General features: G+C 70.6%; 27 protein-coding genes, 1 tRNA gene and 1 pseudogene. 15 read left to right on the top strand and 14 right to left on the bottom strand.

Annotated elements, in window-relative coordinates:
- Positions 1 to 114: 114 nt before the first annotated feature.
- The 4 genes from mhpA to ELY19_RS15800 all read right to left on the bottom strand — a co-directional run bounded on the left by mhpA (position 115) and on the right by ELY19_RS15800 (position 4,500).
- Complete coding sequence (mhpA, locus tag ELY19_RS15785; RefSeq protein WP_126197070.1) at positions 115 to 1,662, bottom strand: bifunctional 3-(3-hydroxy-phenyl)propionate/3-hydroxycinnamic acid hydroxylase MhpA; 1,548 nt, start codon at positions 1,660 to 1,662, stop codon at positions 115 to 117.
- A complete protein-coding gene (locus tag ELY19_RS15790) occupies positions 1,659 to 2,597 on the bottom strand; it encodes a fumarylacetoacetate hydrolase family protein (protein ID WP_126197071.1) in 939 nt (312 codons plus the stop codon). The genes mhpA and ELY19_RS15790 overlap by 4 nt, the downstream gene beginning before the upstream one ends.
- Positions 2,594 to 3,733 (bottom strand): VOC family protein, encoded by a 1,140-nt coding sequence (locus ELY19_RS15795; RefSeq protein ID WP_126197072.1) that lies wholly within the window; start codon positions 3,731 to 3,733, stop codon positions 2,594 to 2,596. Before ELY19_RS15795 ends, ELY19_RS15790 begins: the two co-directional genes overlap by 4 nt.
- A 173-nt stretch (positions 3,734 to 3,906) precedes the next feature.
- Positions 3,907 to 4,500: a class I SAM-dependent methyltransferase gene (locus tag ELY19_RS15800; protein WP_126197073.1), complete on the bottom strand. Its 594-nt coding sequence runs from the start codon at positions 4,498 to 4,500 to the stop codon at positions 3,907 to 3,909.
- A 105-nt stretch (positions 4,501 to 4,605) separates the two neighbouring features.
- On the opposite strand from ELY19_RS15800, the gene ELY19_RS15805 reads away from it, so the two are divergent.
- Complete coding sequence (locus ELY19_RS15805) at positions 4,606 to 5,151, top strand: pyridoxamine 5'-phosphate oxidase family protein (protein ID WP_126197074.1); 546 nt, start codon at positions 4,606 to 4,608, stop codon at positions 5,149 to 5,151.
- Positions 5,152 to 5,202: 51 nt separating this feature from the next.
- On the opposite strand, the gene ELY19_RS15810 is transcribed toward ELY19_RS15805, so the two are convergent.
- Positions 5,203 to 7,230 (bottom strand): hypothetical protein, encoded by a 2,028-nt coding sequence (locus ELY19_RS15810; protein WP_126197075.1) that lies wholly within the window; start codon positions 7,228 to 7,230, stop codon positions 5,203 to 5,205.
- Positions 7,231 to 7,438: 208 nt separating this feature from the next.
- Between ELY19_RS15810 and ELY19_RS15815 the strand changes: the two genes are divergently transcribed.
- The 3 genes from ELY19_RS15815 (at position 7,439) to ELY19_RS15825 (ending at position 9,464) form a co-directional block, all read left to right on the top strand.
- Positions 7,439 to 8,260: a serine hydrolase domain-containing protein gene (locus ELY19_RS15815; RefSeq protein WP_126197076.1), complete on the top strand. Its 822-nt coding sequence runs from the start codon at positions 7,439 to 7,441 to the stop codon at positions 8,258 to 8,260.
- Between the two features lie 135 nt (positions 8,261 to 8,395).
- On the top strand, positions 8,396 to 8,911 hold the full coding sequence (locus ELY19_RS15820) for a DUF3145 domain-containing protein (protein WP_126197077.1): 516 nt from the start codon (positions 8,396 to 8,398) through the stop codon (positions 8,909 to 8,911).
- A gap of 133 nt (positions 8,912 to 9,044) precedes the next feature.
- Complete coding sequence (locus ELY19_RS15825) at positions 9,045 to 9,464, top strand: pyridoxamine 5'-phosphate oxidase family protein (protein WP_126197078.1); 420 nt, start codon at positions 9,045 to 9,047, stop codon at positions 9,462 to 9,464.
- A gap of 221 nt (positions 9,465 to 9,685) precedes the next feature.
- Here the strand turns inward: ELY19_RS15825 and ELY19_RS15830 are convergent, their stop codons facing one another.
- From ELY19_RS15830 to aceE, 5 genes are all read right to left on the bottom strand, one after another.
- On the bottom strand, positions 9,686 to 10,993 hold the full coding sequence (locus tag ELY19_RS15830) for a KasA/KasB family beta-ketoacyl-ACP synthase (RefSeq protein WP_126197079.1): 1,308 nt from the start codon (positions 10,991 to 10,993) through the stop codon (positions 9,686 to 9,688).
- Positions 10,994 to 10,997: 4 nt separating this feature from the next.
- A complete protein-coding gene (acpM, locus tag ELY19_RS15835) occupies positions 10,998 to 11,303 on the bottom strand; it encodes a meromycolate extension acyl carrier protein AcpM (RefSeq protein ID WP_126197080.1) in 306 nt (101 codons plus the stop codon).
- A gap of 121 nt (positions 11,304 to 11,424) precedes the next feature.
- Positions 11,425 to 12,327, bottom strand: a complete 903-nt coding sequence (locus tag ELY19_RS15840) for an ACP S-malonyltransferase (RefSeq protein ID WP_126197081.1) — start codon at positions 12,325 to 12,327, stop codon at positions 11,425 to 11,427.
- Between the two features lie 137 nt (positions 12,328 to 12,464).
- Positions 12,465 to 13,754 (bottom strand): PucR family transcriptional regulator, encoded by a 1,290-nt coding sequence (locus ELY19_RS15845; RefSeq protein ID WP_126197082.1) that lies wholly within the window; start codon positions 13,752 to 13,754, stop codon positions 12,465 to 12,467.
- Positions 13,755 to 13,760: 6 nt separating this feature from the next.
- Positions 13,761 to 16,565: a pyruvate dehydrogenase (acetyl-transferring), homodimeric type gene (gene aceE, locus ELY19_RS15850; RefSeq protein ID WP_126197083.1), complete on the bottom strand. Its 2,805-nt coding sequence runs from the start codon at positions 16,563 to 16,565 to the stop codon at positions 13,761 to 13,763.
- Between the two features lie 280 nt (positions 16,566 to 16,845).
- Here aceE and ELY19_RS15855 point away from each other — a divergent pair, with 280 nt between their 5' ends.
- The 3 genes from ELY19_RS15855 (at position 16,846) to ELY19_RS15865 (ending at position 17,796) form a co-directional block, all read left to right on the top strand.
- Positions 16,846 to 17,232, top strand: coding sequence for a DUF3052 domain-containing protein (locus tag ELY19_RS15855; protein WP_126198873.1), 387 nt, complete (start codon positions 16,846 to 16,848; stop codon positions 17,230 to 17,232).
- The gene (locus tag ELY19_RS15860) at positions 17,229 to 17,729 is read left to right on the top strand and encodes a peroxiredoxin (protein WP_126197084.1); all 501 of its coding nucleotides are present in this window, start codon (positions 17,229 to 17,231) and stop codon (positions 17,727 to 17,729) included. The genes ELY19_RS15855 and ELY19_RS15860 overlap by 4 nt, the downstream gene beginning before the upstream one ends.
- Positions 17,720 to 17,796 (top strand) — tRNA-Val (locus ELY19_RS15865). Before ELY19_RS15860 ends, ELY19_RS15865 begins: the two co-directional genes overlap by 10 nt.
- Positions 17,797 to 17,804: 8 nt before the next feature.
- On the opposite strand, the gene ELY19_RS15870 is transcribed toward ELY19_RS15865, so the two are convergent.
- Positions 17,805 to 19,214: a dihydrolipoyl dehydrogenase family protein gene (locus ELY19_RS15870; RefSeq protein ID WP_126197085.1), complete on the bottom strand. Its 1,410-nt coding sequence runs from the start codon at positions 19,212 to 19,214 to the stop codon at positions 17,805 to 17,807.
- Positions 19,215 to 19,436: 222 nt separating this feature from the next.
- Here ELY19_RS15870 and ELY19_RS15875 point away from each other — a divergent pair, with 222 nt between their 5' ends.
- From ELY19_RS15875 to ELY19_RS15890, 4 genes are all read left to right on the top strand, one after another.
- The gene (locus ELY19_RS15875; RefSeq protein ID WP_126197086.1) at positions 19,437 to 19,895 is read left to right on the top strand and encodes a hypothetical protein; all 459 of its coding nucleotides are present in this window, start codon (positions 19,437 to 19,439) and stop codon (positions 19,893 to 19,895) included.
- Complete coding sequence (gene infA, locus ELY19_RS15880; RefSeq protein WP_068521191.1) at positions 19,892 to 20,116, top strand: translation initiation factor IF-1; 225 nt, start codon at positions 19,892 to 19,894, stop codon at positions 20,114 to 20,116. The genes ELY19_RS15875 and infA overlap by 4 nt, the downstream gene beginning before the upstream one ends.
- Before the next feature lie 66 nt (positions 20,117 to 20,182).
- Positions 20,183 to 20,803, top strand: coding sequence for a VOC family protein (locus ELY19_RS15885; RefSeq protein ID WP_126197087.1), 621 nt, complete (start codon positions 20,183 to 20,185; stop codon positions 20,801 to 20,803).
- 9 nt (positions 20,804 to 20,812) lie between these two features.
- Positions 20,813 to 21,169 carry a DUF6817 domain-containing protein gene (locus ELY19_RS15890; protein ID WP_126197088.1) on the top strand — a complete coding sequence of 119 codons (357 nt, stop codon included), beginning with the start codon at positions 20,813 to 20,815 and terminating at the stop codon, positions 21,167 to 21,169.
- A gap of 39 nt (positions 21,170 to 21,208) precedes the next feature.
- On the opposite strand, the gene ELY19_RS15895 is transcribed toward ELY19_RS15890, so the two are convergent.
- Entirely contained in the window at positions 21,209 to 21,598 is a 390-nt protein-coding gene (locus ELY19_RS15895) for a hypothetical protein (protein ID WP_126197089.1), read from the bottom strand.
- Positions 21,599 to 21,681: 83 nt separating this feature from the next.
- Between ELY19_RS15895 and ELY19_RS15900 the strand changes: the two genes are divergently transcribed.
- On the top strand, positions 21,682 to 22,614 hold the full coding sequence (locus tag ELY19_RS15900; protein WP_126197090.1) for a cobalamin biosynthesis protein: 933 nt from the start codon (positions 21,682 to 21,684) through the stop codon (positions 22,612 to 22,614).
- Here the strand turns inward: ELY19_RS15900 and ELY19_RS15905 are convergent.
- Together ELY19_RS15905 and ELY19_RS15910 are read right to left on the bottom strand one after the other, a co-directional pair.
- Positions 22,553 to 23,422: an SURF1 family cytochrome oxidase biogenesis protein gene (locus tag ELY19_RS15905; RefSeq protein WP_126197091.1), complete on the bottom strand. Its 870-nt coding sequence runs from the start codon at positions 23,420 to 23,422 to the stop codon at positions 22,553 to 22,555. The genes ELY19_RS15900 and ELY19_RS15905 overlap by 62 nt on opposite strands.
- A complete protein-coding gene (locus ELY19_RS15910; RefSeq protein WP_126197092.1) occupies positions 23,415 to 23,885 on the bottom strand; it encodes a low molecular weight protein-tyrosine-phosphatase in 471 nt (156 codons plus the stop codon). Before ELY19_RS15910 ends, ELY19_RS15905 begins: the two co-directional genes overlap by 8 nt.
- Positions 23,886 to 23,958: 73 nt before the next feature.
- Here ELY19_RS15910 and ELY19_RS15915 point away from each other — a divergent pair, with 73 nt between their 5' ends.
- The 3 genes and pseudogenes from ELY19_RS15915 to ELY19_RS15925 all read left to right on the top strand — a co-directional run.
- On the top strand, positions 23,959 to 25,074 hold the full coding sequence (locus tag ELY19_RS15915; protein ID WP_126197093.1) for a Nif3-like dinuclear metal center hexameric protein: 1,116 nt from the start codon (positions 23,959 to 23,961) through the stop codon (positions 25,072 to 25,074).
- Between the two features lie 10 nt (positions 25,075 to 25,084).
- Positions 25,085 to 25,843 (top strand): zinc ribbon domain-containing protein, encoded by a 759-nt coding sequence (locus ELY19_RS15920; RefSeq protein WP_126197094.1) that lies wholly within the window; start codon positions 25,085 to 25,087, stop codon positions 25,841 to 25,843.
- Positions 25,844 to 25,860: 17 nt separating this feature from the next.
- A pseudogene (locus ELY19_RS15925) lies at positions 25,861 to 26,487 on the top strand (histidine phosphatase family protein); the annotation flags it as partial.
- Positions 26,488 to 26,507: the final 20 nt, after the last annotated feature.

Raw genomic sequence — 26,507 nt, forward strand, 5'->3', positions numbered from 1 at the left:
GCAGGTCTACCCATTGACTCAATCGTATCGAAAAACTGGTTCGAGTCCAGTTGGGGGAGCAAGCAAGCCGCCTCTTCGGAGGCGGCTTTCTGCGTTCCGGGGCGGCACCGGGCTTCAGCTGTCCGCTCGGCAGGTCGCGAGGACCGGCAGAGCGGGCAGGTGGGTGTAGACCTCGTGGACGGAGCGTCCGGCGACCATCACGGTGCCGTCGGGCCGGACCAGCGCGGCCGCGGCGTGGTGATCGGTCAACCAGTCCGCCAGGGCTCCCGCGGCCTCGACGACGATCGTCGCCCCACGACGGGTGATCTCGTACCGCTGCTCGGCGGTCGGCTCGTTCAGGCTCACGAGGACGAAGCCGGGAGGCCTGCGGTCGAGCCTGCGCCCGTTCGTGCCCACCATCGCGTTGGGTGCGAGTGTTCCCGCGAGCGTGTTGATCCCCAGTGCGGCGCGGAGCGCCCGGCGCCCGCCGCCGCGGACGTAGTACGAGGTCGACAGGGCCGGGGTGGCGCTGTCGGTCAGTCTCGCGGTGAGGGAGGGGGCGCGGGAGAGGGCCGGAGCCGCGAGGCCGCGCAGGAGATCGCCCGCCCGGCCGCCGCCGGTCATCAGTGCACCGATCATGATCGCCTGCCGGATCAGCCCCACGGCGTGCGGCCTCCGCTCCGCCTCATAACTGTCCAGGCTCGCCGGTGGGACGCACCCCGAGAGGACGGCGGCGAGTTTCCAACTGAGATTCATCGCGTCCCGGATACCGGCGCCCATGCCCTGACCGATGAACGGCGGAGTGAGGTGCGCGGCATCGCCGAGCAGGAAGACGCGGCGGTCGCGCCATCGCTGCGCGACCCGGGCGTTGAACGTGTACTCCGCGCAGCGGATGAGCCGGAGATCGGGGTCCGTGAGGTGAGCAAGCCAGGGATGCAGCAATGGGAGCGCCGTCGCGAGGTCGGCGAAGTCCGCGCCGGTCTCGCCGTCGAGCAACTCGAACTCCCAGCGGTACCGCGTGGGCCCGACGCGCATGTACGTCGCCGCGCGCCGGGTGTCGCACACCTGCTGCACTCCTTCCCACTGCCGCAGGTCGGCGGTGGTGTCGATATCGATCACCAGCCACCGCTGGCTGAACCCGAGGTCGCGCCACCGCGCTCCGATGGCCGCCCTGGTCGTGCTGCCGGCACCGTCGCAGCCCAGGAGGTAGGTGCCCTCGACGGTGAACCGGGCACCGGTCGCCCGGTCGGTGGCGTGGACGGTCACCGACGTGTCGCCCTGCGTGACGGCCAGGACTTCCGCGCCGCCGCGCAGGGTGACGAGGTCGGCGCGCCGGGCAACGGCGTCCCGGAGGAGTCGCTCGAGCTCGGGTTGGTCGAACATCGACGCGGCGGGGAAGCCGTGCACCCCGGATTCGGTCCGCCGCGGGAACTCGGCGATGAGGTCGAGGGATTCGGTGACGAGTCGTAGTCCCCGCGCCGGGCGCGAGATCGCCGCGAACTCGTCGGCGAGCCCGAGGCGGGCCAGGATGCGGAAGACTTCGTCGTCGAGGTGGACGGCGCGGGGCTGGGGGAACACGTCGTCCCAGCGCTCCAGGACCACCGACGGTACGCCGTGGTCGGCGAGGAGCGCCGCGGCCGTCAGGCCGGTGGGGCCCGCGCCGATGATGACGACGGGGTTCATGCGTGCCGCACCGTGGTGCGTTGCGTGCCCAGGTGCAGGGAGCCGTCGCCGGATCGGATGGTCGCCTCCACCACGTCGCCGTCGCGTAGGTACTTCGGGTTGCGAGCCTGGCGCCGGAAGAACGCCTTCCACTTGAGGTGGGCCGGCAGCAGCGATCCGAGGATCTCCACGGGCTTGGGCGGTGCGGTCAACGCCGTACCACCGGGTGTCCCGGTGAGCAGGAGGTCGCCGGGATCGACCCGTTGGAATCGGGTGAGGGCCTGCAGCGCCTCGACGGGACCGTAGATCATGTCGGCGACGGTGCTGTTCTGTCGCGTCACGCCGTTCACCCGCAGCTCGAGTGTGAGGGTCGCGAACTTCGCCCACTCGTCGGGGTCGAGCAGCACCAGGACCGGACCGACGGGGGTGAAGCTCGGGTACGACTTCGCCTCGTAGAACTGTGTTTTCGGCAGCTGGACATCGCGCGCCGAGACGTCGTTGGTGACGACGATGCCGGCCGCGGCCCGGGCCAGGCCCGCGGCGTCGATCGACGATCCTACGGGGATGCTCCGCCCGAAGACGATGCCGATCTCCACCTCGTAGTCGAGCAGGGAGACGTGGGCGGGCTTGACGACGTCGTCGAAGGGCCCGGAGATCGAGCCCGACGACTTCCGGAAGAACGTCAGGGGGACCGTCTCCGGGTTCATCCCCGAGTCCTTCACGTGGGAGACGTAGTTCGTCATCTGTGCGATCACCCGGCAGGGCGCCGTCACCGGCGAGACGAGGATCAGGGTCGACGGGTCCACCGGCGTGCTGTCGCCTGCGGCCGCGGCCGTGACCGCAGGGATGTCCGCGAGCAGTTCAGCGGTGGTGGCGGCGGTGGTGTCGATGCGGCGGGCTCCGCCGGGGATGGAGACCCACCACGCATCGGCGGTGCGGAGAACGGAGTAGCTCATGAGCGTGCAACTTTCAGTAGGCCGAGGAGGCGTTGGACATCGAATTCGTTGTCGGAGTCCCGTAACGAGGACAGGATCGAGGTGAACTCCCGGAGTGCTGGACGTCCGGGGCTGACGCCCAGGAAGTCCGCGGTGGCGGGCGGCCCCCACTGGTTGAGCCCCGATGCGGTCATCGGTGCCCAGCCGGCGGGAACGGTGTGGTCGAACCGGTCGCCGTCGGTGAAGTGCTCGACGAGCAGACCGTCGGGGTCGCGCCAGTAGTCGAAGATCTGGCTGCCCTGGATGTGGCGGCCGATTCCCCACGATCTGCGGTGCCCCCGCTCGGCGAGGAACTGGCCGCCGGCGGCGAGCGCGTCCAGGTCGCACACCTGGTAGGCCGAGTGGACGTACCGATTCGCGGGGCCGAGCGCCATCGCCAGGGTGTGGTGATCCGACGGCACCGTGCCGCGATCGCACCGGACGAAACTCATGACCGGGCCGCGATCGCGCTGCCCGGGGAAGTACTGGAAGTCGCTGACGATGAGTCCCAGGTGGCGCAGGTACCAGTTCAGTGATTCCACGTAGCGGTTCGACTGCAGCACCACGTGGCCGAGCCGTTCGACGACCGCCGGTGCCCGGGGAGGCCGCTGCGTCGCGTTCGCCCGGTGGGTGGACCCCGCGAAATTGAACGGGGCCCGCACCGACTGCATCGGTAGCGCGGGCCAGTCGGTCACGTCTGCGACCACACGGACCCTGCATCCGCTCGGGTCGCGGGTCGTGACCGCGTGCCCGCCGAGTGCCGCGTCGAGGGGGCGGACCGGCCGGCCCCACGCGTCCGCCAGCGTTCTGAGGTCCGATCTGTCGTGGGCCCGAAAAGCCATGCCGGTGAACGCCGTCCGCGGGGCGCGGCGCACGATCACGCAGGGTGGCCCAGCGAGTGCGCCGCGTAGGTGCAGTTCATCGGGCGTCTGCAGGACCGGGAGGAGCCCGAAGTCGACGGCGAACGCCGCGGTCCGTGCCAGGTCCGGCTTGTCGAACTCGAGCCACGCGAGGTCGTCCACCTTGATCACGGGGTTCGGGTGCCGTCCGGAGTGCTCGCCGGGAAGGGCGCCTTCGTCGGCGTGCAGGCCGTCGTGCACGTCGTGGGTGAGGGACATCGTGACTCCGATCCGATCGACTATCTGATAATATCGTCACTCACGACGATACCGTCAGTCAAGAGGTTCTGATGATTTCGTCATCAATCGGAGTCTGCTCGGGAACGCCGCCGGTGCACGTATTGAACGCCCGTGACGGCGCAGTTCACCCGTTCGAATCAGGTCTGACCGGGTCAATTCCTCCGGAAGGCGAGCACCGGGTAGACGGGGTCCGGGCGTCCGGGCGCCGCCTGTCCGACGCCGACGAACGAGGCGGCACCCACTAGATCCAGGCCCACGGCGGCGCAGTCCCGGACGAGCAGTGCCGCGCGGTCCGCGTCGGTCCCGTCGTCCGCAACTGCGCCCCACGACAGTCGGCTCGCGGCGCGCTTGTCCGCCGTCGTCACGAAGAGTCCGCCCGGCGCCAGGACCCGGGTCACCTCGCGGACCGTGGGCGCCGCGGCGTCGAGCAAATGGAGCAGCCAGATCGCCACTACCGCATCGATGCTCCCATCGCGGAGAGGCATCGCCTCCGCGGCGGCCCGGGCGACGGACCCCGGAAGTCGTCCCGCGGCGTTCCGCAGCATGCCGTCCGAGACATCGATGCCGACGGTGTGGAAGCCGCGGCGGCGGAGCTCCACCGCCACGATCCCCGTGCCTGTCGCGAGGTCGAGCACCGTCGAGCCGGGCACCAGGAGCCGACCCACCACGTCCGCCGCGGCGGACGCCCTCGGCACACCCCCGCGGGTGGCGTCGTAGTCGGCGGCGTGCCGGTCGTAGGTGGACATGCGGCGACGATAGTCCGACCGCCCGCGCGGCGGAGTGCACGACCGGTGGTGATCGGCCCGAAAACCGCTGGGGACGTGAGGGCGGGCTGGGCGATACTGGGTCGCATGGCGACGCAGTACGAGCAGATCACCGAGCGGCTGCAGCGGTTCATCGAGGAGCAGCAGATGTTCTTCGTGGGCACAGCCGCACCCGACGGACGGGTCAACGTGTCCCCGAAGGGGCTCGACTCCCTGCGCGTCCTGGGGGCGAACCGCGTGGTCTGGCTCAACGGCACGGGCAGTGGTAATGAAACCGCCGCGCACCTACTGCGGAATCCGCGGATCACGGTGATGTTCTGCGCCTTCGAGGGCAAGCCGCTCATCCTGCGCCTGTACGGCACGGCCCGGGCCGTTCACGACGGTGACGCGGACTGGGACGGCCTGATCGGCCTGTTCCCGCCGATGCGCGGTGCCCGCAACGTTTTCGACGTGACCGTCGATCTCGTGCAGACCTCGTGCGGCTTCGGCGTGCCGCTCTACGAGTACGAGGGGCAGCGCACTCTCATGGACTCGTGGGCCGGGAACAAGGGCGACGACGGCATCGAGCGATACCACCGCGAGCGCAACACCCACAGCATCGACGGCTTCCCGACGGGGATCCCCGTCCGGTAGAGCGGTCACCGGCCCGGAGGGGCGGCCGGGCCGGTGACCTGTTCCGCGGGGTTACGCGGCTTGATCCGCGCCGGCGTCGGAGCCGCCGGCGTCAGCGGTGGAGTCCGTGGTCGCCGACGAGTCAGAGGTCGACGGTGCGGTCTCCGCCGGGGCCGTCGGTTCCGCAGCCTCGGGGGCGGTCGTGGGCTCCTCGGCCGGTGCCTCCGCCGCAGGGGTTTCGACGGTCGGCGTCTCCGCGGTCGGTGTCTCGGCCGGAGGTGTGGGATCCGGTGTTTGCGTGGGCGTGTCGATCACGGGCGCGGGTGCGGGTGTCACCGGCGGCGCGGTCGTGCCGGAACCCGCATCCGGGGCGTCGGTGGCTGCCGGCCGGCCCGCGTCCGCGGTCGACTGCACCTCCTCGACACCGGTGTCTCGAGCGAGGAGCGTCGACACCGGCGTGCCGCCGTTCTCCGCTCGGTGGGCACCGGTGGTCTGCTTCGCCGCCGCGTTCGTGTCCGCGGCGGACTGCGCCGGGGCACCGGGCAGGTTCGCGCTCTGCTCGGACAGCGTCCTCGACAGGTCGAGCAGCCGCGACGCCGAGCCGTTGATGAACGGGCCGTACTGGCTGGTGGCGAAGTCCGACAGCGGCTTCAGCGTGACTGCGGAGATCGCCTGGTAGACCGGACCGAACGCGGTCATGACGGGCTTGATGAAGGCGTCGATGCCGAGCAGCTGCGTCAGCGAGCTGACGCCCAGCGGCGAGGTGACGCCGGTGATGATCTGGCTCAGCGGGTCGGTGGGAAGGATGTTCGGCGGGATCAGGCCCGCGCTGGAGTTGGGGCCGGTCTGGCTCCCGACCTGGAGCAGGTTGTCCGTGAACAGCTTGATGCCGAACAGTGACGGCGACGTCAGGCCCGCGCCCTCCACGCCGAAGTTGAAGCCGCCCAGGCCGTAGAGGATCGGCAGCGGGACGCCCAGGGGGTTCTGCAGCAACAGCAGGTTCTGGCCGTTGTTGACGTTGATCCCGTTGGTGCCGACGTAGTTCCCGGTGGTCACATTGATGTTGGTGAAACCGACCGGCAGGATCGTGTTGACGTTCGTCATCGTCAGGCCGATGGGGGAGTAGACGCCGTTCTGCGTCGGCAGCAGCACGTTCGCGCCGAGCACACCCGCCTTCGCGAGGCCGAGCGGGAGTTCCACGCCGGCCGCTCCGATCGGCACCGACACCACGGTCTCCGAGCCACCGAGCCATCCAGGGATCTTCAGCGCCGCAGTGGGCGCAGCACCCCAGAAGCCCGCCTTGGCGCCGAGCGGGAACGTGTAGGTGCCGTCGGCCTGCGGCAGCCACATGGTCCCCGAGGGGAGGCTGCCCTCGGGGAGGATCTCCAGCGGCCCGAGGGGGATGTCGGGCAGGCCCGGAATGGGGTTGGGGAGGATGAACTTCTTGATCGCCAGCCCACTCGGGGTCTGGACGAAGGTGTTGAGGACGTTGGTCGTCCCGCTCAGTTGCAGCAGCTTCCAGGCGTAGGAGCTGGTGTACTTGCTCTGCGTCGCGGTGAGACCGTCGACGATTTGGCTGAGCGCGGGCAGGTCTTTGATGTACGGGCCGATCACGGGCAGACCGAGCGCACCGTCGAGCACCGTCGCGGCGCCGTTGAGGAGCGTGCCGCCCGGCATCGACGTGGGCAGGATCTTCGACAGGTCGAGCTGCGAGCCGCCCGGGAGCACGACGTTCGGCACGACACCGGGCACCCCGGTCGGCAGGTTCAGCCCCGCGATGTTGCGCAGGACGGCCGGCAGGCTCGAGATCTTGGTGACGTCGACCTTGGTGTACGACGAGCCGAAGGTGGGGAGGATGCCGCCGGCCGGCGACGCGATCGGATTCCACACGGAGCCGACGCTGTTGGTGACGTTGTTCGAGGCGTTGAGGAAGTTGTCGAGTGCGTGCGAGTAGTCGCTGAACGCTTTGCTGTAGTCGGGCGCGGCTGCCTGCGCCGGGGCGCTCATCAGGCCGACGGCCGCGGTGGCGCCGACGGCCGTCGCGGCGACTGCCGTGCGCTTGGCGGCCAGCTTGGAGGCCTTACGATGCTTCGCACTCATGGTGGGAGGTTCCTCTCGGACGAAATGCAGATGCTGCAATCGCGCATCCGCGCTGAGAATAAGACTGTTGAAGACGTGAATATCGCCCTTTGTGCCACAGCAAAATCGGGGAGCAATGCGTCAGTCGTTGGCGTCCGCAGTGCTGACCGAACCTCATTTTTCTTTTGCGGCCACGATAGGGTCATCGCAACGATCGAAAGGAAACCCGATGAGTCTCGCGGAACTGTCCGAGTGGCCCGTCGACAACGCCGCCGGCGCGGTCGTGCGGACCGGCGCCGCGGGCACCGTCGAGGTGCACGGCGATGTCGACCGCGTGTACGAGTTGGCCTCCGTCACCAAGCTTCTCGTGGCCTACGGCATCCTCGTGGCGATCGAGGAGGAGGCCATCGCGCTCCGACAGCCCGCCGGGCCCGAGGGGAGCACCGTCGAGCACCTCCTGGCGCACGCCTCGGGGTTGGCTTTCGATTCACCCGCCGTGCAGGCGCAGCCGGGTAGCCAACGTGTATACAGCTCGTACGGTTACGAGCTCCTCGCGCGGATCGTGGAGGAGGAGACCGGCATCGCCTTTCCCGACTATCTCCGCGAGGCGGTCTTCGAGCCCCTGGGAATGCGGGCCTCCGAACTCGCGGGTCCCGCCGGGCACGGCGCCCGGTCCACGGTGTCGGATCTGGTGCGCTTCGCCGCCGAGGTCGCGGCGCCCACGTTGCTCGATCCCGGCACCGTCAACGGGGCGCGCACGGTCCACTTCCCAGGCCTCCCTGGCTTCGTGCCCGGCTACGGCAAGTTTGCGAATAACACGTGGGGTCTCGGCTTCGAGATCAAGGCCGAGAAGCGGGCTCACTGGACCGGCACTCGGAACTCGCCGCGCACCGTCGGGCACTTCGGCCAAGCGGGCACGTACCTGTGGCTCGACCCTGATCTGCAGCTCGCGGCAGTGATCCTCACCGACCGGCCGTTTGGCGCGTGGGCGAAGCCGCTGTGGTCCGAGTTCAACGACCGGCTGATTTCTCAGGAACTTCAAGGCGTGTAACTGGCGCAACACGCGCATCATGGTGCACAATGGCTCCATAACTACATCCGTGTGATAAAGCAGCGGCCGGTAGCCACCCGGTTCGACAGACGGCTTGGGGAAGACGTTCTCGTCGAAACGAAGAAGGTGGCAACCATGCAGCAGCTGAGTCAGTTTGCAGAGGTGACGACGGGAGTCGTCTGGATTCACGCCGCACCTGCTGCACTGTGCCCGCACGTGGAGTGGGCACTGTCGAGGACCCTCGATGCGCGAGCCACGCTGAAGTGGACCGCGCAGGAGGCTGTTCCCGGCATGCAGCGCGCCGTCGTCGACTGGGTTGGCCCGGTCGGTAGCGGTGCGCGGATGGCGAACACCCTGAGGGAGTGGAACTCCCTGAGGTTCGAGGTCACCGAGGACCCCTCCGAGGGGGTCGACGGTGAGCGGTTCTGCTACGCCCCGGGACTGGGGCTGTGGCGCGGCACCATGAGCGCCTCCGGCGACACCCTGCTGGGCGAGGCACAGCTGCGCTCGATGATGCTCGAACAGGGCCCTGAGGGCCTGCAGACCGCTCTCGACTCGCTCCTCGGAACGGCCTGGGACGAGGCGCTCGAGCCGTTCCGGATGGGCGGTCAGGGCGCCGAGGTCACCTGGCTGTCGCAGGCCGTCAGCTGACGGCGTCGTACCTGCCTGAGACCCGGCCCTGGCGGGCGAGCGCGGCGCCGCGGCGACGGCGCCCCGCCGGGACCGGGACATCAGGACTCTTCGCGCGCTGAAAGCTGTCGGCCCGATCTGCCACCATCGGGACATGGCACTCTCACCGTCCGAGAAACAGGAATTCCTCGCGCAACCGCACGTCGCGGCGTTCTCCGTCGCCGAGCCCGGCCGCGGCCCGCTCACCGTCCCCGTCTGGTACGCGTACGAACCGGGCGGCCGGCCCTGGATCACGATCGCGCCGGACTCGCGCAAGGCGACGGCGCTGGCGGCCGTGGGCAGGTTCTCGCTCATGGTCGACACCGTCGAGCCCCGCACGATGTACGTCAGCGTGGAGGGGCCCGTAGCCGAGTCGCGGCGATCGACCGATGACGAGATCCGCGCGATGGCCGCCCGCTACCTCTCCGGCGCCGCGCTCGATGCCTACCTCGAGTTCGCGTTCGGACAGCTGGGGGAGCACCTGACCGTCGTCCTGGAACCCGAGCACTGGCTCGGCGCCGACCTGACGATGTAGCAACGACTGCGCTACGGAGAATTCCGCGCGCGGTTCCCCCGACGCTGCGGGGTCCCGGCCGGAGAATCGAGCAGCGCCCGGTGATACCCGTCGCGCCCGATTCGACGGTGCCGGCTCACCCGGCTCGACGGTGCCGCGCCGGCTCGCCCGACCGCGGACCGTCGGAAAACGCGAAACCGGCCGCCGGGGGAATCCCCGACGACCGGCTTCTGGAGTAGAGCTCAGTACTTGCCGAACGCCAGCGCCACGTTGTGGCCGCCGAACCCGAAGGAGTTGTTCAGCGCGTAGGTGATGTCGCCCTTGCGGGCGGCACCGTGGACCACGTCCAGCTCGATCTCCGGATCCTGGTTCTCCAGGTTCAGGGTGGGCGGGATGACCCCGTCCCGGATCGAGAGCACCGTCAGCGCGGCTTCGAGGGCGCCCACGGCACCGATCGAGTGGCCCAGCGCGCCCTTGGGTGCGTAGATCGCGGCATCCGTGCCGACGACGGCGTTGATGGCCTTCGCCTCCGCGATGTCGCCGATCGGGGTGGCCGTGGCGTGCGCGTTGATGAAGTCGATGTCGGCGCGGGACAGGCCCGCGGTCTCCATCGCCCGCTTCATCGCGCGGGCGGCGCCGCCGCCCTCGACGTCCGGCGAGACCATGTGGTAGCCGTCCGACGTGATGCCGGCGCCGAGCAGCCGGGCGATCGGCTTCGCGCCGCGCGCCAGAGCGTGCTCCTCGGTCTCGATGATCATGAGGGCCTGCGCCTCGCCGAAGACGAAGCCGTCGCGGTCCTTGTCGAACGGGCGGGACGCGGCGGCAGGATCGTCGTTGCGGGTCGACAGCGCGCGCATCATCGCGAACGAGGCGATGGGCGGCGAGTCGATCCGGCCCTCCACTCCGCCGCAGACCGCGATATCGGCATCGCCGAGCACGATCTGCCGCCACGCGTGCGCGATGGCCTCGTTACCCGTCGAGCAGGCCGAGACCGGCGCGATCGCGCCCGCCCGGGCACCGATCTCCAGGGCCGAGACGGCGCACGCACCGTTCGGCATGGACATCTGCACGGCGAACGGCGAGACCTTGCGCACGCCGGAATCGCGAAGCGCGTCCACGGCCTGCACCATCGTCTCGCCGCCGCCGAGCCCGGTGCCGACGACCGCCGCGAGGCGGTTCGGGTCGACATCCGGACGGCCGGCACCGTCCCACAGCCGCTTGGTCATCACGTGGGAGACCTGCTCGACGTAGGACATGCGCCGCTTCGACACGTGCTGCTTGCTGATGTCCCCGGCGTACTGGCGATCGGGCCGCTCGGGCACGTCGTCCGACGGGTCCGACAGCAGCTGGCCGCCGAACCGCACGGGCAGATCGGGGATCTGCACGCCGATGAAATCGCCCTCGAGCGGGCGGATGCCGCTCTTGCCCTCGAGCAGTCCCTGCCAGGTGGAGTCGGTATCGACACCGATCGACGTGGTCAGCTCGATGGCTGTGACGACGACGCTGGGGAACTGTCCGCCGAGCGTCGAGAAATTCCTCAGCGACGGCAAGGGCTTACTTGCCCTTCTCGGCCTCGTACTTGCCCTTGAGCTCGGCGGCGAGCTCGCTGTTCTCGGCCTCGAGCTTCTGGATGTACGCGACGGCGTCACCAACGGTCTTCAGGCCCGCGAGGTCCTCGTCCGGCACCTTCACGCCGTACTTGTCCTCGAGCTGCACGGCGATCTCGACCATCGACAGCGAGTCGATGTCCAGGTCATCGATGAACGCCTTGTCCAGGGTGACCTCGGAAGGCTCGATGCCGGTGACCTCTTCGATGATCTCGGCGATGGCGGCGACGATTTCGTCCTGGCTGGTGGCCACAGTGGGTCCCTTTCCTTGTGTGACCCGACCCGCGATTTCGCGGAGACGGGAGTCTATCGGCGCGACGACGGACGTCGCGGTCGCCGACGGTGCCGGTCGGCACCGTCGGGTGGTCTGATCGCTACTGCGCGGTGGCGAGCAGCTCGGTCAGGTCGGCCGGGGTCTTGACGGCGACCTGCGGCACACCCTTGAGCTCGCGCTTGGCGATACCCACGAGGGCGCCGGCCGGGGGCAGCTCCACGACCATCGAGACCTCGGCCTCGCGCATCGTGGCGGTGCACAGGTCCCAGCGGACGGGGCGGGTGACCTGCGCGACGATCTGCGACAGGGCGGCCTCGCCGGAGGTGACGGGCTTGCCGTCGCGGTTCGACAGCAGCGTCAGCTGCGGGTCCCGCGGGGTGATGGTCCGCGCGGCGGCCGCGACGGCCTCCTGCGCGGGAGCCATGAACTCGGTGTGGAAGGCGCCGGCCACGGCGAGCGGGCGCAGGCGCGCCTTCTCGGGGGCGTTGTCGGCCAGCTTCTGCAGGTTCTCGACGGTGCCCGCGGCCACGATCTGCCCGGAGGCGTTCATGTTGGCCGGGATCAGGTCGAACGACTCGAGAGTGGCGAGCACGTCCTCCTCGACGCCGCCGAGAACGGCGGTCATCGACGTGGGGACCAGCGCGCAGGCCTCGGCCATCGCACGGCCGCGGATGGCGGCGAGGCGCACGGCGTCGTCGGCGGTGATGACACCGGCGACGGCCGCAGCGGCCAGCTCACCGACGGAGTGCCCGGCCACGACGGTGTCCGCCGGCTGGGCGCCCATCTGCTCGAAGGCGAGCAGAGCGGCGGCCACCACGAGGGGCTGAGTCACGGCGGTGTCCGTGATCTCGTCGGCCTCGGCGATGGTGCCGAGGCGGACCAGGTCGAGTTCGGCGATCTCGGACCAAGCGCGGAGACGCTCCACGGCAGAAGGCTGATCGAGCCATGCGGTCAGCATGCCGGGCTTCTGGGAACCCTGTCCGGGTGCGAGCAGTGCAATCACGTGTTCCAGGAAACACCCCGGGAACCTGAAAAGAAGGTGTTGGAGCCTGAGAACCTGGCTCATCGAATTTGTGGGGTTTCCACAAAAGTGCTGCTCAGCGAGTCCTGGCTGTTACCAGAGTGTTATGTGTGACTGGATTAGTTCAGCGTGATGTCTGTGATTCGCGTCATAGCGGCGGGAGTGAAGCGGTCCGGATTGGCCGCCGCGAGGCGTCCGATGGTGGCGGCGACACGCAGGACGAACGCGTCGCGCGGGTCCTGCGGATCGCGCCCCGTGATCTCGGCGATCTTCTTCAGGCGGTAGCGCACGGTGTTGGGGTGGACGAACAGCTCGCGGGCGCAGGACTCGACGGCACCGCCCGAGTCCAGGTAGGCGTCCAACGTGTCCGAGAGCGCCGATCCCGCCTCCTCGAGCGGCTTCACGAGGAGCTCGTAGAGCGTCCGGCCCGCGTGCGTGTCCCCGATCAGCGCGCGCTCGGGCAGTAGCTCCCAGCTGTGCACCGGCCGCGGCGCGCCGGGCCAGCCGGCCACGGCGTTGACGCCCGCGATGGCCTCGACGGCCGAGGCGTGCGCATCCTCCAGCGTCGCGGTGGTGTGCCCGATCACGACGGGCCCGTCGGCGAAGTGCAGCATGAGCGCGTCGGCGAACGGGTCGCCGGAGGTGACCGCACCGCTCACGATGACCACCAATTTGGTGCCCTGCACAACAGCCAGCGCCGACCGGCCGTGCGACCGGGCGGTGTCGTGGACCGATCCCGCCACCGAGACGTTCTGGTCGGGCGGGGGATTGCCGACGATCACCGTCGCCGACGCCACCGGGTCCCAGTTCAACGCCGCGGCGCGGGAGAGCAGGTTGGCGCCGGTGTCGCCGCGGACCACCGCGTCGACCACCAGCGCTTCCATCCGCGAGTCCCACGCGCCTCGCGCTTCGGCCGCCGAGGCGTAGATCGACGCGGCGCCGAAGCCGATCTCCCGGCCGTACCGCAGGACCGCCTCCGTCAGTGCGATGAGCTGGTCCTCGTTGCGGGCCAGCAGCGGCAGCCAGCGTTCGAAGAACTCCATCGCCACGCGGACCATCTCCACGGTCTGCAGGAGCGACACCTTGCGGGCCAGATCCTGCGGCACCGTCTGGAACGAGGCGACCGTGTACTCGACGTTGCTCGGGTTCTCGATCCACTCCGCGAAGTTGACCACCGCGGTCTGGACGACGAGCTGGATCGACGCGCGCTGGTTGGCCTCCAGGTCCGCGAAGTACGGGAGCTGCTCCTCCATGGAGCGCACCGCCGCCGTAGCGACGTGGCCCGAGTGCTGGCGGATCCTGGCGAGGATCGCCTCGGGCAGCACGTCGCGAGGCTCGGGGCGCTTCCGGTTGAAGCCCCCCTTCCCCGGCTTCCCGGGGAGGGGGAACGAGCCCGTATCAGCGGTCATGGAGTCCTAGGCTACGCCGGGGTCCGACGTCTGCTTCGGGGCGGCGAGCACGTCGTCGATCCGGTACCGCTTCGCGGCCTCCGCGGCGACCGAGAAATCCACTGCGCCGTCGCGCGCCAGACCCAGCAGAACGGCCACGACGATCGACTCGGCGTCCACGTTGAAGAACCGCCGGGCCGCCGGCCGCGTGTCCGAGAAGCCGAAGCCGTCGGTGCCCAGGGTGACGTAGGTGCCGGGTACCCACTGCCGGATGAGGTCCTGCGTGCCGCGCATGTAATCGGACGCCGCGATCGTCGGGCCCTCCGTGTCGCCGAGGATCCTGGTCACGTGCGGCGTGCGGTATTCGGCGCCCGGGTCGCGCAGCGCGGCCTTCTCCGACTCGATGCCGTCGCGCGACAGCTCGACCCAGCTGGTCACCGAGAACACGGACGCGGAGACGCCCCACTCCTCGGCGAGCATCTGCTGCGCCTTGAGCGCGTCGGGCATCGTGACGCCGGAGGCGAGGATGTTCGCCTTGAGCGCGTGCGTGGTGTCGGCTGGCTTGAACAGGTACAGGCCCTTGAGCAGGCCGTCGACGTCCAGGTTCTCCGGCTCCGCGGGCTGGTGGATCGGCTCGTTGTAGACGGTGATGTAGTAGTAGATGTTCTCCGGGTTCTCCCCGTACATGCGCCGCAGGCCGTCGATCACGATGTGCGCCAGCTCGTACGCGAAGGCGGGGTCGTACGAGACGACCGCGGGGTTCGTCGACGCGAGCACGTGGCTGTGGCCGTCGGCGTGCTGCAGGCCCTCGCCCGTCAGCGTGGTGCGGCCGGCGGTGGCGCCGAGCACGAAGCCGCGGGCCATCTGGTCCGCCGCCGCCCACAGCCCGTCGCCGGTGCGCTGGAAGCCGAACATCGAGTAGAAGATGTACAGCGGGATCATCGGCACGTCGTGCGTGGCGTACGAGGTGCCCACCGCGGTGAACGACGCGGTCGAGCCGGCCTCGTTGATGCCCTCGTGCAGGATCACGCCCTGCGGGTTCTCCTTGTAGGCGAGCATCAGTTGCGCGTCGACCGCGGTGTACGTCTGGCCGAGACGGTTGTAGATCTTCAGCGTCGGGAACCAGCTGTCCATGCCGAAGGTGCGCGCCTCGTCCGGGATGATCGGCACGATGCGGGGGCCGACCTCCGGGTCGCGCAGCAGCTCCTTGAAGATGCGCACCACGGCCTGCGTGGTCGCCACCTCCTGCTTGCCCGAGCCCTTGAGCATCACCTTCACCGCGTCGATCCCCGGCGTCTTGAGCACTTTGGCCCGGGTGCGGCGCGTCGGCACGAAGCCGCCGAGCTGCTTGCGGCGATCCAGCATGTACTGGATCTCCTTCGACTCCGGTCCCGGGTTGTAGTAGGGCGGGAGGTACGGGTCCTTCTCGAGCTCGGCGTCCGAGATCGGGATCCGCAGGTGGTCGCGGAAGCCCTTGAGGTCGTCGAGGGTGAGCTTCTTCATCTGATGCGTGGCGTTGCGGCCCTCGAAGTTGTGGCCCAGGCCGAAGCCCTTGACGGTGTGCGCGAGGATCACCGTCGGCTGGCCCTTGTGCTCCATCGCCGACTTGTAGGCCGCGTACAGCTTGCGGTAGTCGTGGCCGCCGCGGCGCAGGCCCCAGATCTGCTCGTCCGTCATGTCCTGGACCAGCTCCTTGGTCCGCGGGTCGCGGCCGAAGAAGTGCTCCCGGACGAAGGCGCCGTCGTTCGCCTTGAAGGTCTGATAGTCACCGTCCGGCGTGTTGTTCATGATGTTGACGAGGGCGCCGTCGCGGTCCTTGTGCAGCAGCTCGTCCCACTCGCGGCCCCAGATCACCTTGATGACGTTCCAGCCGGCCCCGCGGAAGAAGGACTCGAGCTCCTGAATGATCTTGCCGTTGCCGCGCACGGGACCGTCGAGGCGCTGCAGGTTGCAGTTGACCACGAAGGTCAGGTTGTCGAGACCCTCGGTGGCGGCGATCTGGATCTGGCCGCGCGATTCGGGCTCGTCCATCTCGCCGTCGCCCAGGAACGCCCAGACGTGCTGGTCGGAGGTGTCCTTGATGCCGCGGTCGTGCAGGTAGTGGTTGAACCGGGCCTGCTGGATGGCGTTCATCGGGCCGAGGCCCATCGACACCGTCGGGAACTCCCAGAAGTTCGACAGCAGCCGGGGGTGCGGGTACGACGGGAGGCCCTTGCCCTTGTCCTCGTGCGACTTCTCCTGCCGGAAGCCGTCGAGCCGCTCCGCGGGGATGCGGCCCTCGAGGAAGGCTCGGGCGTAGATGCCGGGGGAGGCGTGGCCCTGGATGAAGACCTGGTCGCCGCCGCCCGGATGCTCCTTGCCGCGGAAGAAGTGATTGAAGCCCACCTCGTACAGGGAGGCCGCGCCCGCGTAGGTGGAGATGTGGCCGCCGACGCCCACGCCCGGCCGCTGCGCCCGGTGCACCATGATCGCCGCGTTCCAGCGGATGTAGGCGCGGTAGCGGCGCTCGATCTCCTCGTCGCCCGGGAACCAGGGCTCGAGGTCGGTGGGGATCGTGTTGACGTAGTCGGTCGAGGTGAGCGAGGGGATGGAGACGCGTTGCTCGCTGGCGCGCTCGAGCAGGCGCAGCATCAGATAGCGCGCACGGGCGGGGCCGTGGGTCGCGATGAGGTCGTCGAAGGACTCGATCCACTCGCCGGTCTCGTCCGGGTCGATGTCCGGCAGGTACGACGCCACCCCTTCGCGGATCACGCGGACGGGGCGACCGTCGTTCGACGGTGCGGGGCCCTGTCCTGGGGCGGGTGCCGGGGTGGTGGCGATCGAGTCTGTCACTGGTGCTCCTCACGGGTCGCGAAGGCGGTGCTGGGTACAAGCCGGGGGTGTGCGGTGTGTCGCAGATCCCATCCTGCCGCATTCGAAAGCTACTCGACAGTCGTATTCCGCGTGGTGGAATTCGGCAGGTCTGCCGTGCGAGTTCCGCGTACCCGGCTTGCGCGCGGGCACAGGTGCCGTAAGTTGGCACCGAACAGTGCTATGCGGGCGACATCGGGTCGTCCGCGCGAACGCGAGGAGGCTCCCACCGGTGTCCACGAATGGGTCATTCGCCCAGAAGATGGGCCTGCAGCCCGGCAACATCGTGCAGGAGATCGGCTGGGACGAGGACACCGACGACGACCTGCGCCTGGCCATCGAGGAACTGATCGGTGGCGAGATGCTCGACGAGGACACCGATGAGGTGATCGACGTGGTCGTGCTGTGGTGGCGCGACGACGACGGTGACCTGGTGGACACCCTCATGGACGTCATCACACCGCTCTCCGACGACGGCTACGTCTGGGTCCTCAGCCCCAAGACCGGGCAGCCCGGCCACGTGCAGCCCAGCGAGATCGCCGAAGCGGCGCCGACCGCCGGTCTCACGCAGACCTCCTCGACCAATCTCGGCTCGTGGATCGGCTCGCGCCTGGTCCAGCCGAAGTCCGGCCGCGTGGCCAAGAGGTGACCTCTCCCCAGCTCGACGGTCCGCTGCCCGTCGGGGCCGAGGCCCCCGCGTTCACGCTGCGCGACCAGAACAACCGCCCCGTCTCCCTCGAGTCGTACCGTGGCCGCAAGAACGTGCTGCTCGTGTTCTTCCCGCTGGCCTTCACCGGTACCTGCGAGAGCGAGCTGGGCGGGATCCGCGACTCCCTCCCGTCGTTCGAGAACGACGATGCCGCCGTCCTCGCCGTCTCCGTCGGGCCACCGCCCACGCACAAGGTGTGGTCGGGCTCGCAGGGCTACCTGTTCCCGATCCTCTCGGACTTCTGGCCGCACGGCGACGTCGCGCGCGCGTACGGCGTGCTCAACGGCAGGAACGGCTACCCCAACCGCGGCACCTTCGTGATCGACCGCGAGGGCGTGATCCGGTTCTCCGAGATGAACGAGCCCGGGGTCCCGCGCGATCAGTCGCTTTGGGAAGACGCCCTCGCTGCGCTATCTTCGACCGGCAAGCGCGTGTAGCTCAGTTGGTTAGAGTTCCGGTCTTACACACCGGCTGTCGGGGGTTCGAGTCCCTCCGCGCGCACCACGGCGGGCTCACCGGTCCCGGTAGGCCTCCAGGAGCCGCAGCCACACCTCGCTGATCGTGGGATACGCGGGTACGGCGTGCCACAGCCGGTCGATCGGCACCTCTCCGACCACGGCGATCGTCGCCGCGTGCAGCAGTTCCGCGACCGCGGGTCCCACCAGCGTCATGCCGATCACCACGCCGCGGCTCTCGTCGACGACCATGCGCGCGCGGCCGGTGTAGTCGTCGGCGTACAGGCTCGCGCCGGCCACCCAGCCCAGGTCGTAATCGACCACCGTGACGTTCGTGCCGGCCTTCCGCGCCCGCGCCTCGGTGACGCCGATCGCCGCGACCTCCGGCTCGGTGAAGATCACCTGCGGCACCGCCGCGTGATCCGCCGTCGCCACGTGCGCGCCCCACGCCGCGTCGTCCACGGCCGCCCCGCGCGCCCGGGCGACGATGGCGTCGCCGGCGGCCCGCGCCTGATACTTGCCCTGATGCGTCAGCAGCGCCCGGTGATTCACATCGCCGGCGGCGTACAGCCAGTCGTAGCCCTCGACCCGCAGCGTGTCGTCCACGGCGAGCCACGAACCGGGCTCCAGCCCGACGGTCTCCAGCCCCAGGTCGACGGTGCGCGGCGCCCGCCCGGTCGCCGCCAGCACCTCGTCGGCCACGACGGTACGGCCGCCGGAGGTCTCGATCGTGACCTCGCCGCCCGCGCGACTCACCCGCGTCGGGGCCTCGCCGGTGACCACGTCCACGCCGAGCGCGCGGAGGCCGTCGCCGACCGCGGCTCCCGCGAAGGATTCGAGGCCGGTGAGCAGCCCGCTCCGGGCGATCAGCGTGACCCGCGAGCCGAGCCCTGCGTACGCCGTCGCCATCTCGGTCGCGACCACGCCGCCGCCGATCACCGCGAGCCGGCGCGGCGCGGCCTTCGCGCTGGTTGCCTCGCGGCTGGTCCACGGTGCCGCTGCGCGAAGGCCGGGGATGTCCGGGACGGCCGCGTCGGTGCCGGTCGCGACCACGACCGCGTGCCGCGCGGTCAGGACGGTCTCGGCACCGTCGGGCCCGGTGACGGTGACCCGCCGCGGCCCGGCGAGTCGTCCCTGACCGCGGATCGTGGTGATGCCCGCGCCCTGTGCCCACTGCACTTGGCCGGCGTCGTCCCAGTTCCGGACCACGGCGTCCCGTCGGGCGAAGACCTCGGACGGGTCGAGCGCAGCCTCACCAGTGAGCGCGCCGCGCACGTGCTGCGCCTCGCGCAGCGCCTGCCCAGGCCGGAGCAGCGCCTTCGACGGCATGCACGCCCAGTAGGAGCACTCGCCGCCGAACTTCTCGCTCTCCACGAGCGCGGCGGTGAGCCCGCCCCGCACGGCGCGATCGGCCACGTTCTCGCCGACCGGCCCACCGCCGATCACGACCACGTCGAATTCGTCCATGCCGCACCTCCTTCGACCACCGTACTGGCGGCGGTGGGAGGGGACCGGAAAAGGAGATGCGGCCCGGGGAGGGCGGGGGATACGCTGCCCGTAACCGTGACCGGCCGAAGGAGGTGAGACCCGTGAACGTTTCACGCATGTGGGTGCTCTCTCCGTTCTCACGGTCGACCTAGGTGTCACCACCAGGAGCGCCGCACGCAGGCATTCCTGGAAGGCATCACCATGAACGATTCCCCTCTGACCCTTGTGCGCGCCGAGGACGGCGACTGGCTCGCCGTCGACGCCGACGCCCGCATCATCGGCCGCGGCGGTCCGTCGCGGCGTCCCGGCTTCATCAGCGTCGACGCCTGGACCGCAGCTGCTTTCGACCTGATCGCCGCGACACTGCTCGCCGAGCTCCCGGCGCCGCTGTTCACCCTCGTCGCAGACGGGGACGACGAACTGCTCGCCGCGTGGCGCCGGCACGGCTTCGCCGAGCACCGTCGGGAGACGCTGTACCGCATCCCCGTCGACCCGCCACCCGCCGTCACCCCGCCCGGGGCGTGGCTGGTCCGACCCAGGCCCGGAGTCGAGCCCTTCCTCGCGGCGCAGGCCGACCCCGCCGACGCGGCCGCCGTCGCCGTGATCGAGCAGGCCTGCGGCGTCGCGGTCGAGACCGTCGTCGAGCTGGTGCGGCCATGACGAAGACAGCGCGCGGCATCGAGGCCGCCGGCACCGTGATCGAGGGGTTGCGCGACGCGACCTTCCGGGTCGAGCTCGACAACGGACACGTCGTCCTCGCGCACATCAGCGGGAAGATCCGGAAGAACTACATCAAGATCGTGCCCCTGGACCGCGTGCTCGTGGAGATCAGTCCGTACGACCTCAGTCGAGGGCGCATCGTCTTCCGCTACCGGCACTGACGGACGCGGCCGGATCGATCAGGAATCGAGAAGCATGCCGAAGGCGCAGTTCCTAGCGTTATCGGCATGACAACCTCGCTCACCACCCCGGTCCGGTCCCTCACCCTGGAGGCGGAGGATCCGACCGCCGCCCAGGCCTTCTACGACGCGGCGTTCGGCCCCGACCCGCGGCTCCGATCCGTGCCCGCCGCGGGCCCGTCCGACGGCTTCCGCGGCTTCGTGGTCTCGCTCGTCGTCGCCGAGCCGGCCGTCGTCGACTCCTTCGTCGCGCCCGCCCTCGCGGCGGGCGCGACGGAGATCAAGTCCGCGCGGAAGTCCTTCTGGGGCTACGGCGCCGTCTTCCGTGCGCCCGACGGCACCCTGTGGAAGATCGCCTCCTCGTCGAAGAAGAACACCGGAGCGCCGCTGCGCACCATCGACGACGTGGTGCTGTTGCTCGGAGTCGACGACGTCGCAGCGACGAAGGCCTTCTACGTCGAGCGGGGCCTCACCGTCGCGAAGAGCTTCGGCCGCAAGTACGTCGAGTTCGAGGCCGCGCCGGGCGCGGTCACGCTCGCGCTGTCGGGTCGGAGGTTCGCGGCGAAGGACGCGGGGGTCGCGCCGGAGGGGAGCGGCTCGCACCGCCTCCGGATCGACGGTGCCCTCGGCGCGATCACCGATCCCGACGGCTTCGTCTGGCACGAGTAGGCTCGCTGCATGGACGCGGCCCTCGCGTGGCTCGACCGCCACGGCGCCGGTGACGTGGCGCACCCCGGTGGGACGCTACGAGGCCATCTCGTGCGCGTCGCCGACCGGCTCGCGGCGTGGGGCCTGTCCGATGTCGTCCGGCTCGCCGGGCTGACCCACGCCGCCTACGGCACCGCGGGATTCGATGACCACCTCATCACGCCCGCGCAGCGCGACGACCTGCGTGCCGCGATCGGCGCGGAGGCCGAGGCCCTCGTCTACACCTACGGCGCGTGCGACCGCTCCACCTCCGCACACCGGCTCCCCGCGACCGCACTGCGGGACCTCGATCTCCTGGCGGGCGGGACGCCCACCGGGTGCGGCTGACCGCGCGGACTGACGCAGCGGACGGTGCCGTGGCGGTGCCTATGCGACGCGCGCGGGCGCGTTCGGGCGGACCGGTGGCACGTACGGCCCCTCGGCCTTCACCACGAAGAAGCGGTTGTTCGCGTCGACGGTGACGCGATAGATCAGGGCGGGACGCCGGTCGTCGACGCCGACGGTCGCGTTTCCTCGCTGCATCACGCGCACCTCGCACTCCACCAGGTACAGCCCGCCGCGCTGACTGATCAGCTTCTCCGACCGGCTGTTGCCCACGCCGTTCTCGGCGTGCTGGGCCACCGATGCGGCGTAGGCGCAGGCCACGGACTTCGCCAGGTCGGCGTCGGTCTTCGGGGCAGCGCCCGCGGCGGCGGGGAGGGCGAGGGCTGCCGCGGCGGTGACGGCCGCAGCACCGAGGACAATCTTCTTAGTCATACCGCATGCTAACATGCGAATAGCGAATAGTGTGCATATCGCGAAGGTCGGTGCACTGCCGCGAACCGGTAGCGTCGACATCCGTGAACCGCATCACCGAGCTGGCCCTGGGCGTCCTCGCCGACGAGGTCTTCGGCGACCCGCGCCGGTACCACCCGGTCGCGGGCTTCGGCACCGTCGCGCAGGCGCTGGAGGCGCGGATGTACGCGCCGTCGAAGCTGCGGGGCGCCGCCTACACCGCGATCCTCGTCGGCGGCGCGGCGGCGCTCGGCTACGCGGCGCGGAACGTACCCGGTGCCACCGCCGTCGGCACCTGGGCGGTGGTCGGGGGAGCCGGCCTGCGCACGGTCGGGTCCACGGTGGGCGCCGACTTGGAGAGCGGCGACATCGACGGTGCACGCACCCTGCTGCCCAGTCTGTGCGGCCGCGACCCGTCCGTCCTGGACACCGCGGGTCTCGCGCGCGCCGCCACCGAGTCCGTCGCGGAGAACACGTCCGACGCGGCCGTCGCCCCGCTGTTCTGGGGTGCCGTCGCGGGCCTCCCCGGCCTGTTCGCCTACCGCGCGGCCAACACCCTCGACGCGATGGTCGGCTACCGCAACGACCGCTACGGCGACTTCGGCTGGGCGTCAGCGCGCCTCGACGACGCCCTGAACTACGTCCCTGCCCGGCTCGCGGGCGCCGTCACCGTCGCCCTCGCGCCCGCGGTGGGCGGGGCACCGTCGGACGCCGCGCGGGCGTGGCGGCGGGACGCGGCGAAGCACCCCAGCCCCAACGCCGGGGTGGCCGAAGCGACGGCCGCGGGCGCGCTGGGCCTGCGGCTGGGCGGGCGCACGCAGTACGCGCACGGCGTGGAACTGCGCCCGACGCTGGGCGACGGTCGCGCGCCTGAACCGCGCGACCTGGCGCGGGCGGCGCGCCTGTCGCTGGCGGTCGAGCTGGGAGCCCTCGCCGCTACTGCCCTTTGCGTCCGTACCGGTCGGCGAGTCGCGCGGCGCGCGCGGCCTCGGGCGTGACCTCCTGCGGCGTCTCGTCCTCCTGCGCCTCCGTGGAGTCCGCCGTGCCCGCGTCGAAGACCGCCTTGTCCTCGCGGCGACGCCGGACCTCCGACCACACGAAGTACGCGATCGCCAGCGGTGCCATGATGCCGAAGGCCAGCCACTGGAGGCCGTACGAGAGATAGGGGCCCGCGTCGAGCATCGGCAGCGGAATCGGATCGAGGCCCCCGGGCTGGCCCTCGTCGAGGTTGAGGTAGCCGGGCGCGAAGGCGATGCCCTGCGCCGGCCCGATCGCCGCCGGGTCGATGGCGAAGACCTGGAGGTACCCCGCCTCGGTGCGCGGCCCGCGGGCGGGATCGGTCTGCTCCGGCGCGCGGATCCGTGCCTGGACCGTGACCGTGCCCGACGGTGGCGGCGCGAACTCCGGCACGACGCCGCCGGTCGGCGTCTGCACGAATCCCCGGTCCACCAGGTAGGTCGCGCCGTCGTTCGCGGCGAAGGGCACGAGCACCTCGTAGGCGGGCTTGCCGTTCTGGTTCCGCAGGCGGGCGAGGGACTGCTTGTCGGCGAGGTACTGCCCGGTGAGCACGACGCGCCGCCACTCGGCGTCCTTCGGCACGTCGGCGCGACCGCCGAGGAGCTGCGCGGCGGGCACGGGGTCGGCGTTCACGGAATCGGCGATCTGCTGATTGCGGTGACTCGTGGACGAGTTCTTGCCCAGCTGCCACGGCGCGAGGACCGACCAGCACAGCGCTGTGAAGGCGACGGCCGCGATCGCCAGCGCGATCCACCGCGGCTGGAAGACCACCTTGACCCAACTAGGCAAGATTCGCTCGCGTCCACTCGACCATGCCCGGCATCGCCCCCTCGACCTGCGACAGCGTCGCGCGGAAGTCGTCGTGGTCCCCGTAATACGGGTCGGGCACGCTCTCGTGCTCGGCATCCGGATCGAAGCTGCGCAGCAGCCGGATCCGGTCCGCGGGAACGCCGCGCCGGCGGAGCGGGCCGACGTGGGAACGATGCAGCGCCACCACGAGGTCGGCAGCGAGGTGATCGTCCGTCAGTTCGGCAGCGGTGTGCTCCGTGGAGTATCCGGCTTCCGCGAGCACGTCCCGCGCTCGACGGTCCGCGGGACCGCCCTCGTGCCAGCCGTCGGTGCCGGCGCTGGTGACCCGCACCGCCTCGGCCAGCCCGGCATCGGCGACGGCCCGCTCGTAGACGATCCGGGCGATCGGGGAGCGGCAGATGTTGCCGGTGCACACGAACGTGACATGCAGCGGAGTACTCACCCCTCCATCTTGCCCGACCGTCCCGAGCGGCGAATCCGGCGCGGGCGCGGGTCGGCCGCCTACGCTGGCGGGCATGTTGTTGGCAGAGGTCATCGAGGTGCTCGATCAGGCGTATCCGCCGCGGCTCGCGGAAGGATGGGACAGCGTCGGGCTGGTGTGCGGCGACCCGGAATCCGAGGTGACGCACGCCCTGGTCTGCGTGGACGTCACCGCCGAGGTCGTCGACGCCGCCCTCGCGCGCGGTGCGCAGCTCGTCATCGCGCACCACCCGCTCCTGCTCCGGGGCGTCGACACCGTCGCCGCGAGCACGCCGAAGGGCGCCCTCGTCCACTGCCTCATCCGGGGCGGCTGTGCGCTGTTCACCGCGCACACGAACGCCGACCGTGCGCGGGGCGGCGTCAACGACGCTCTCGCCGCGACGCTCGGACTCGAGGTGACCGGGCCCGTCGAGCACCTCGACGCGCCGTCGGCACTGGACCGCTGGGGCGTCATGGTGCCGCCCGCGCAGGCCGACGAGGTGCTCTCCGCGATGTTCGAGGCCGGGGCCGGGGAGGTCGGGGAGTACTCCGAGTGCGCGTGGCGGGTCGACGGCGTCGGGCAGTTCCGGCCCGGCACGGCGGCGAACCCCGCGATCGGCGCGAGCGGCGAGCTGACGACGCTCACCGAGACCCGGGTCGAACTGGTGGCGGCGCGCGATCGCCGCGCCGCGGTGCTGGCAGCCCTGCGCGGCGCCCATCCCTACGAGGAGCCGGCCTTCGACGTCGTCGAGATCGCCGGCGCGGAGCGGGAGTGGGGCCTCGGCCGTATCGGGGTGCTGCCCGAGCCGATGACGCTGGAAGCGTTCACCGCCCACGTCGCGACCGCGCTCGGCGCGCCGGCCCGTGCCGCCGGCGACCCCCGCGGGCTCATCCGCACCGTCGCGGTCTGCGGGGGAGCGGGTGACTCTCTGCTCGGCGCGGTGACCCGTCTCGGCGTGGACGCCTACGTGACGGGCGACCTGCGGCACCATCCCGTCGACGAGCACCTGCGCGCCGGCGGCCCCGCCGTCGTCGATGCCGGGCACTGGGGCACCGAGTTCCCCTGGTGCGCCACCGTCGCCGAGCTGCTGTGGCCGTACCTCGACGTCGCCGTGCACGACGTCCCCACGGATCCGTTCACGGTGCGGGCCGCTCCCGCGGGGGATGCGTAGAGTGGCGCAGATGAACGCTGATCCGGCCGCCCAACGCATCCTGCTGGACCTCGCCGAGGTCGACGCGGAGATCTCCCGCCTGGCCCACCGCGCCACCCATCTGCCCGAGGACGCGGAGATCGCCGAGCTCGAGAAGCGCGCGACCACCGAGCGCGACGAGTCGGTGCGGGTGTCGATCCTCGTCGAGGACCTCGACCGCGACATCAGCAAGCTCGAGAAGGAGGTCGAGCAGACCCGCCTCCGCGAGCAGAAGGACCGGGAGCTCCTGGCGTCGGGGGCCGTGCCCGCCAAGCAACTCACCGAGATCGAGCACGAGCTGCGCGGCCTCGAGCGGCGCCAGTCCGTGCTCGAGGACGAGGAACTCGAGCTGATGGAGAAGCGCGAGGCCGTCGAACTCGAGCAGCAGCGCGCCGAGGCCACCGTCAACGCGACGAACGACGAGATCGCCGCGGCGGCGCGCCGCCGCGAGGAGGCGCTCAAGGACATCGAGGTGGCGCGCAATCGCACGGCCACCGCTCGGGAGGAGACCGTCGGGCGGCTCCCGGAGGACCTGTACGCGGAGTACGAACGGTGCCGGAAGAACTCGGGCGCCGGCGCCGGGCTCCTCCGGGCCCGACGGTGCGGCGCCTGCCGCCTCGAGCTCGACCGGGGCTTCCTCGACGCCGTGACCCGCAAGCCCGCCGACGCGGTGGTGCACTGCGATGAGTGCGGCGCCATCCTGGTGCGGACCAACGAGTCCGGCCTGCCCCAGCCGAAGCCCGAGGAGTGACGACGGCGCAACGCGGGGGCTGGACCACCTCCGCGCACGAGCCCACGCGCCTGATCCTGTTGCGGCACGGCCAGACGCCCGCTTCCGTGGGGCGGCTGTACTCGGGACGCGGCAACCCCTCGCTCACCGAACTCGGCCGGGAACAGGCGGCCCGCGCGGCGGAGCTGCTGCGCGACACCGCGATCGATGCGGTCCTCTCCTCGCCGCTCGATCGTGCGCTGCAGACCGCCGACGCGGTGGCGGGGGAGCGGGGGCTCGCCGTCGAGGTGGAGGACGACCTGATCGAGACGGACTTCGGCGCGTGGGAGGGGCTGTCCTTCGGTGAGGCCCGTGAGCGGGATCCGGAGCTGCACGGGCGCTGGCTCGGCGATACGTCGGTGGCCGCGCCCGGTGGCGAGAGCTTCGACGAGGTGCACGTCCGCGTGGCCGCGCTCCTCGATCGTGTGACCTCCGAGTACACCGGCCGCACCGTGCTGCTGGTCTCGCACGTGACCCCGATCAAGACCGCGCTGCGGATCGCGCTCGACGTCGGGCCGCAGTTGCTCTACCGGCTGCACCTCGATCTGGCCTCGATCTCGATCGCGGACTTCTACCCCGACGGCGGCGCATCCGTGCGCCAGGTCAATCGCACGGCCGGGCTGTAGGGCTCGGGTACGCTGTACCG

It is taken from the genome of Tsukamurella paurometabola, assembly GCF_900631615.1.
GTDB lineage: Bacteria > Actinomycetota > Actinomycetes > Mycobacteriales > Mycobacteriaceae > Tsukamurella > Tsukamurella paurometabola_A.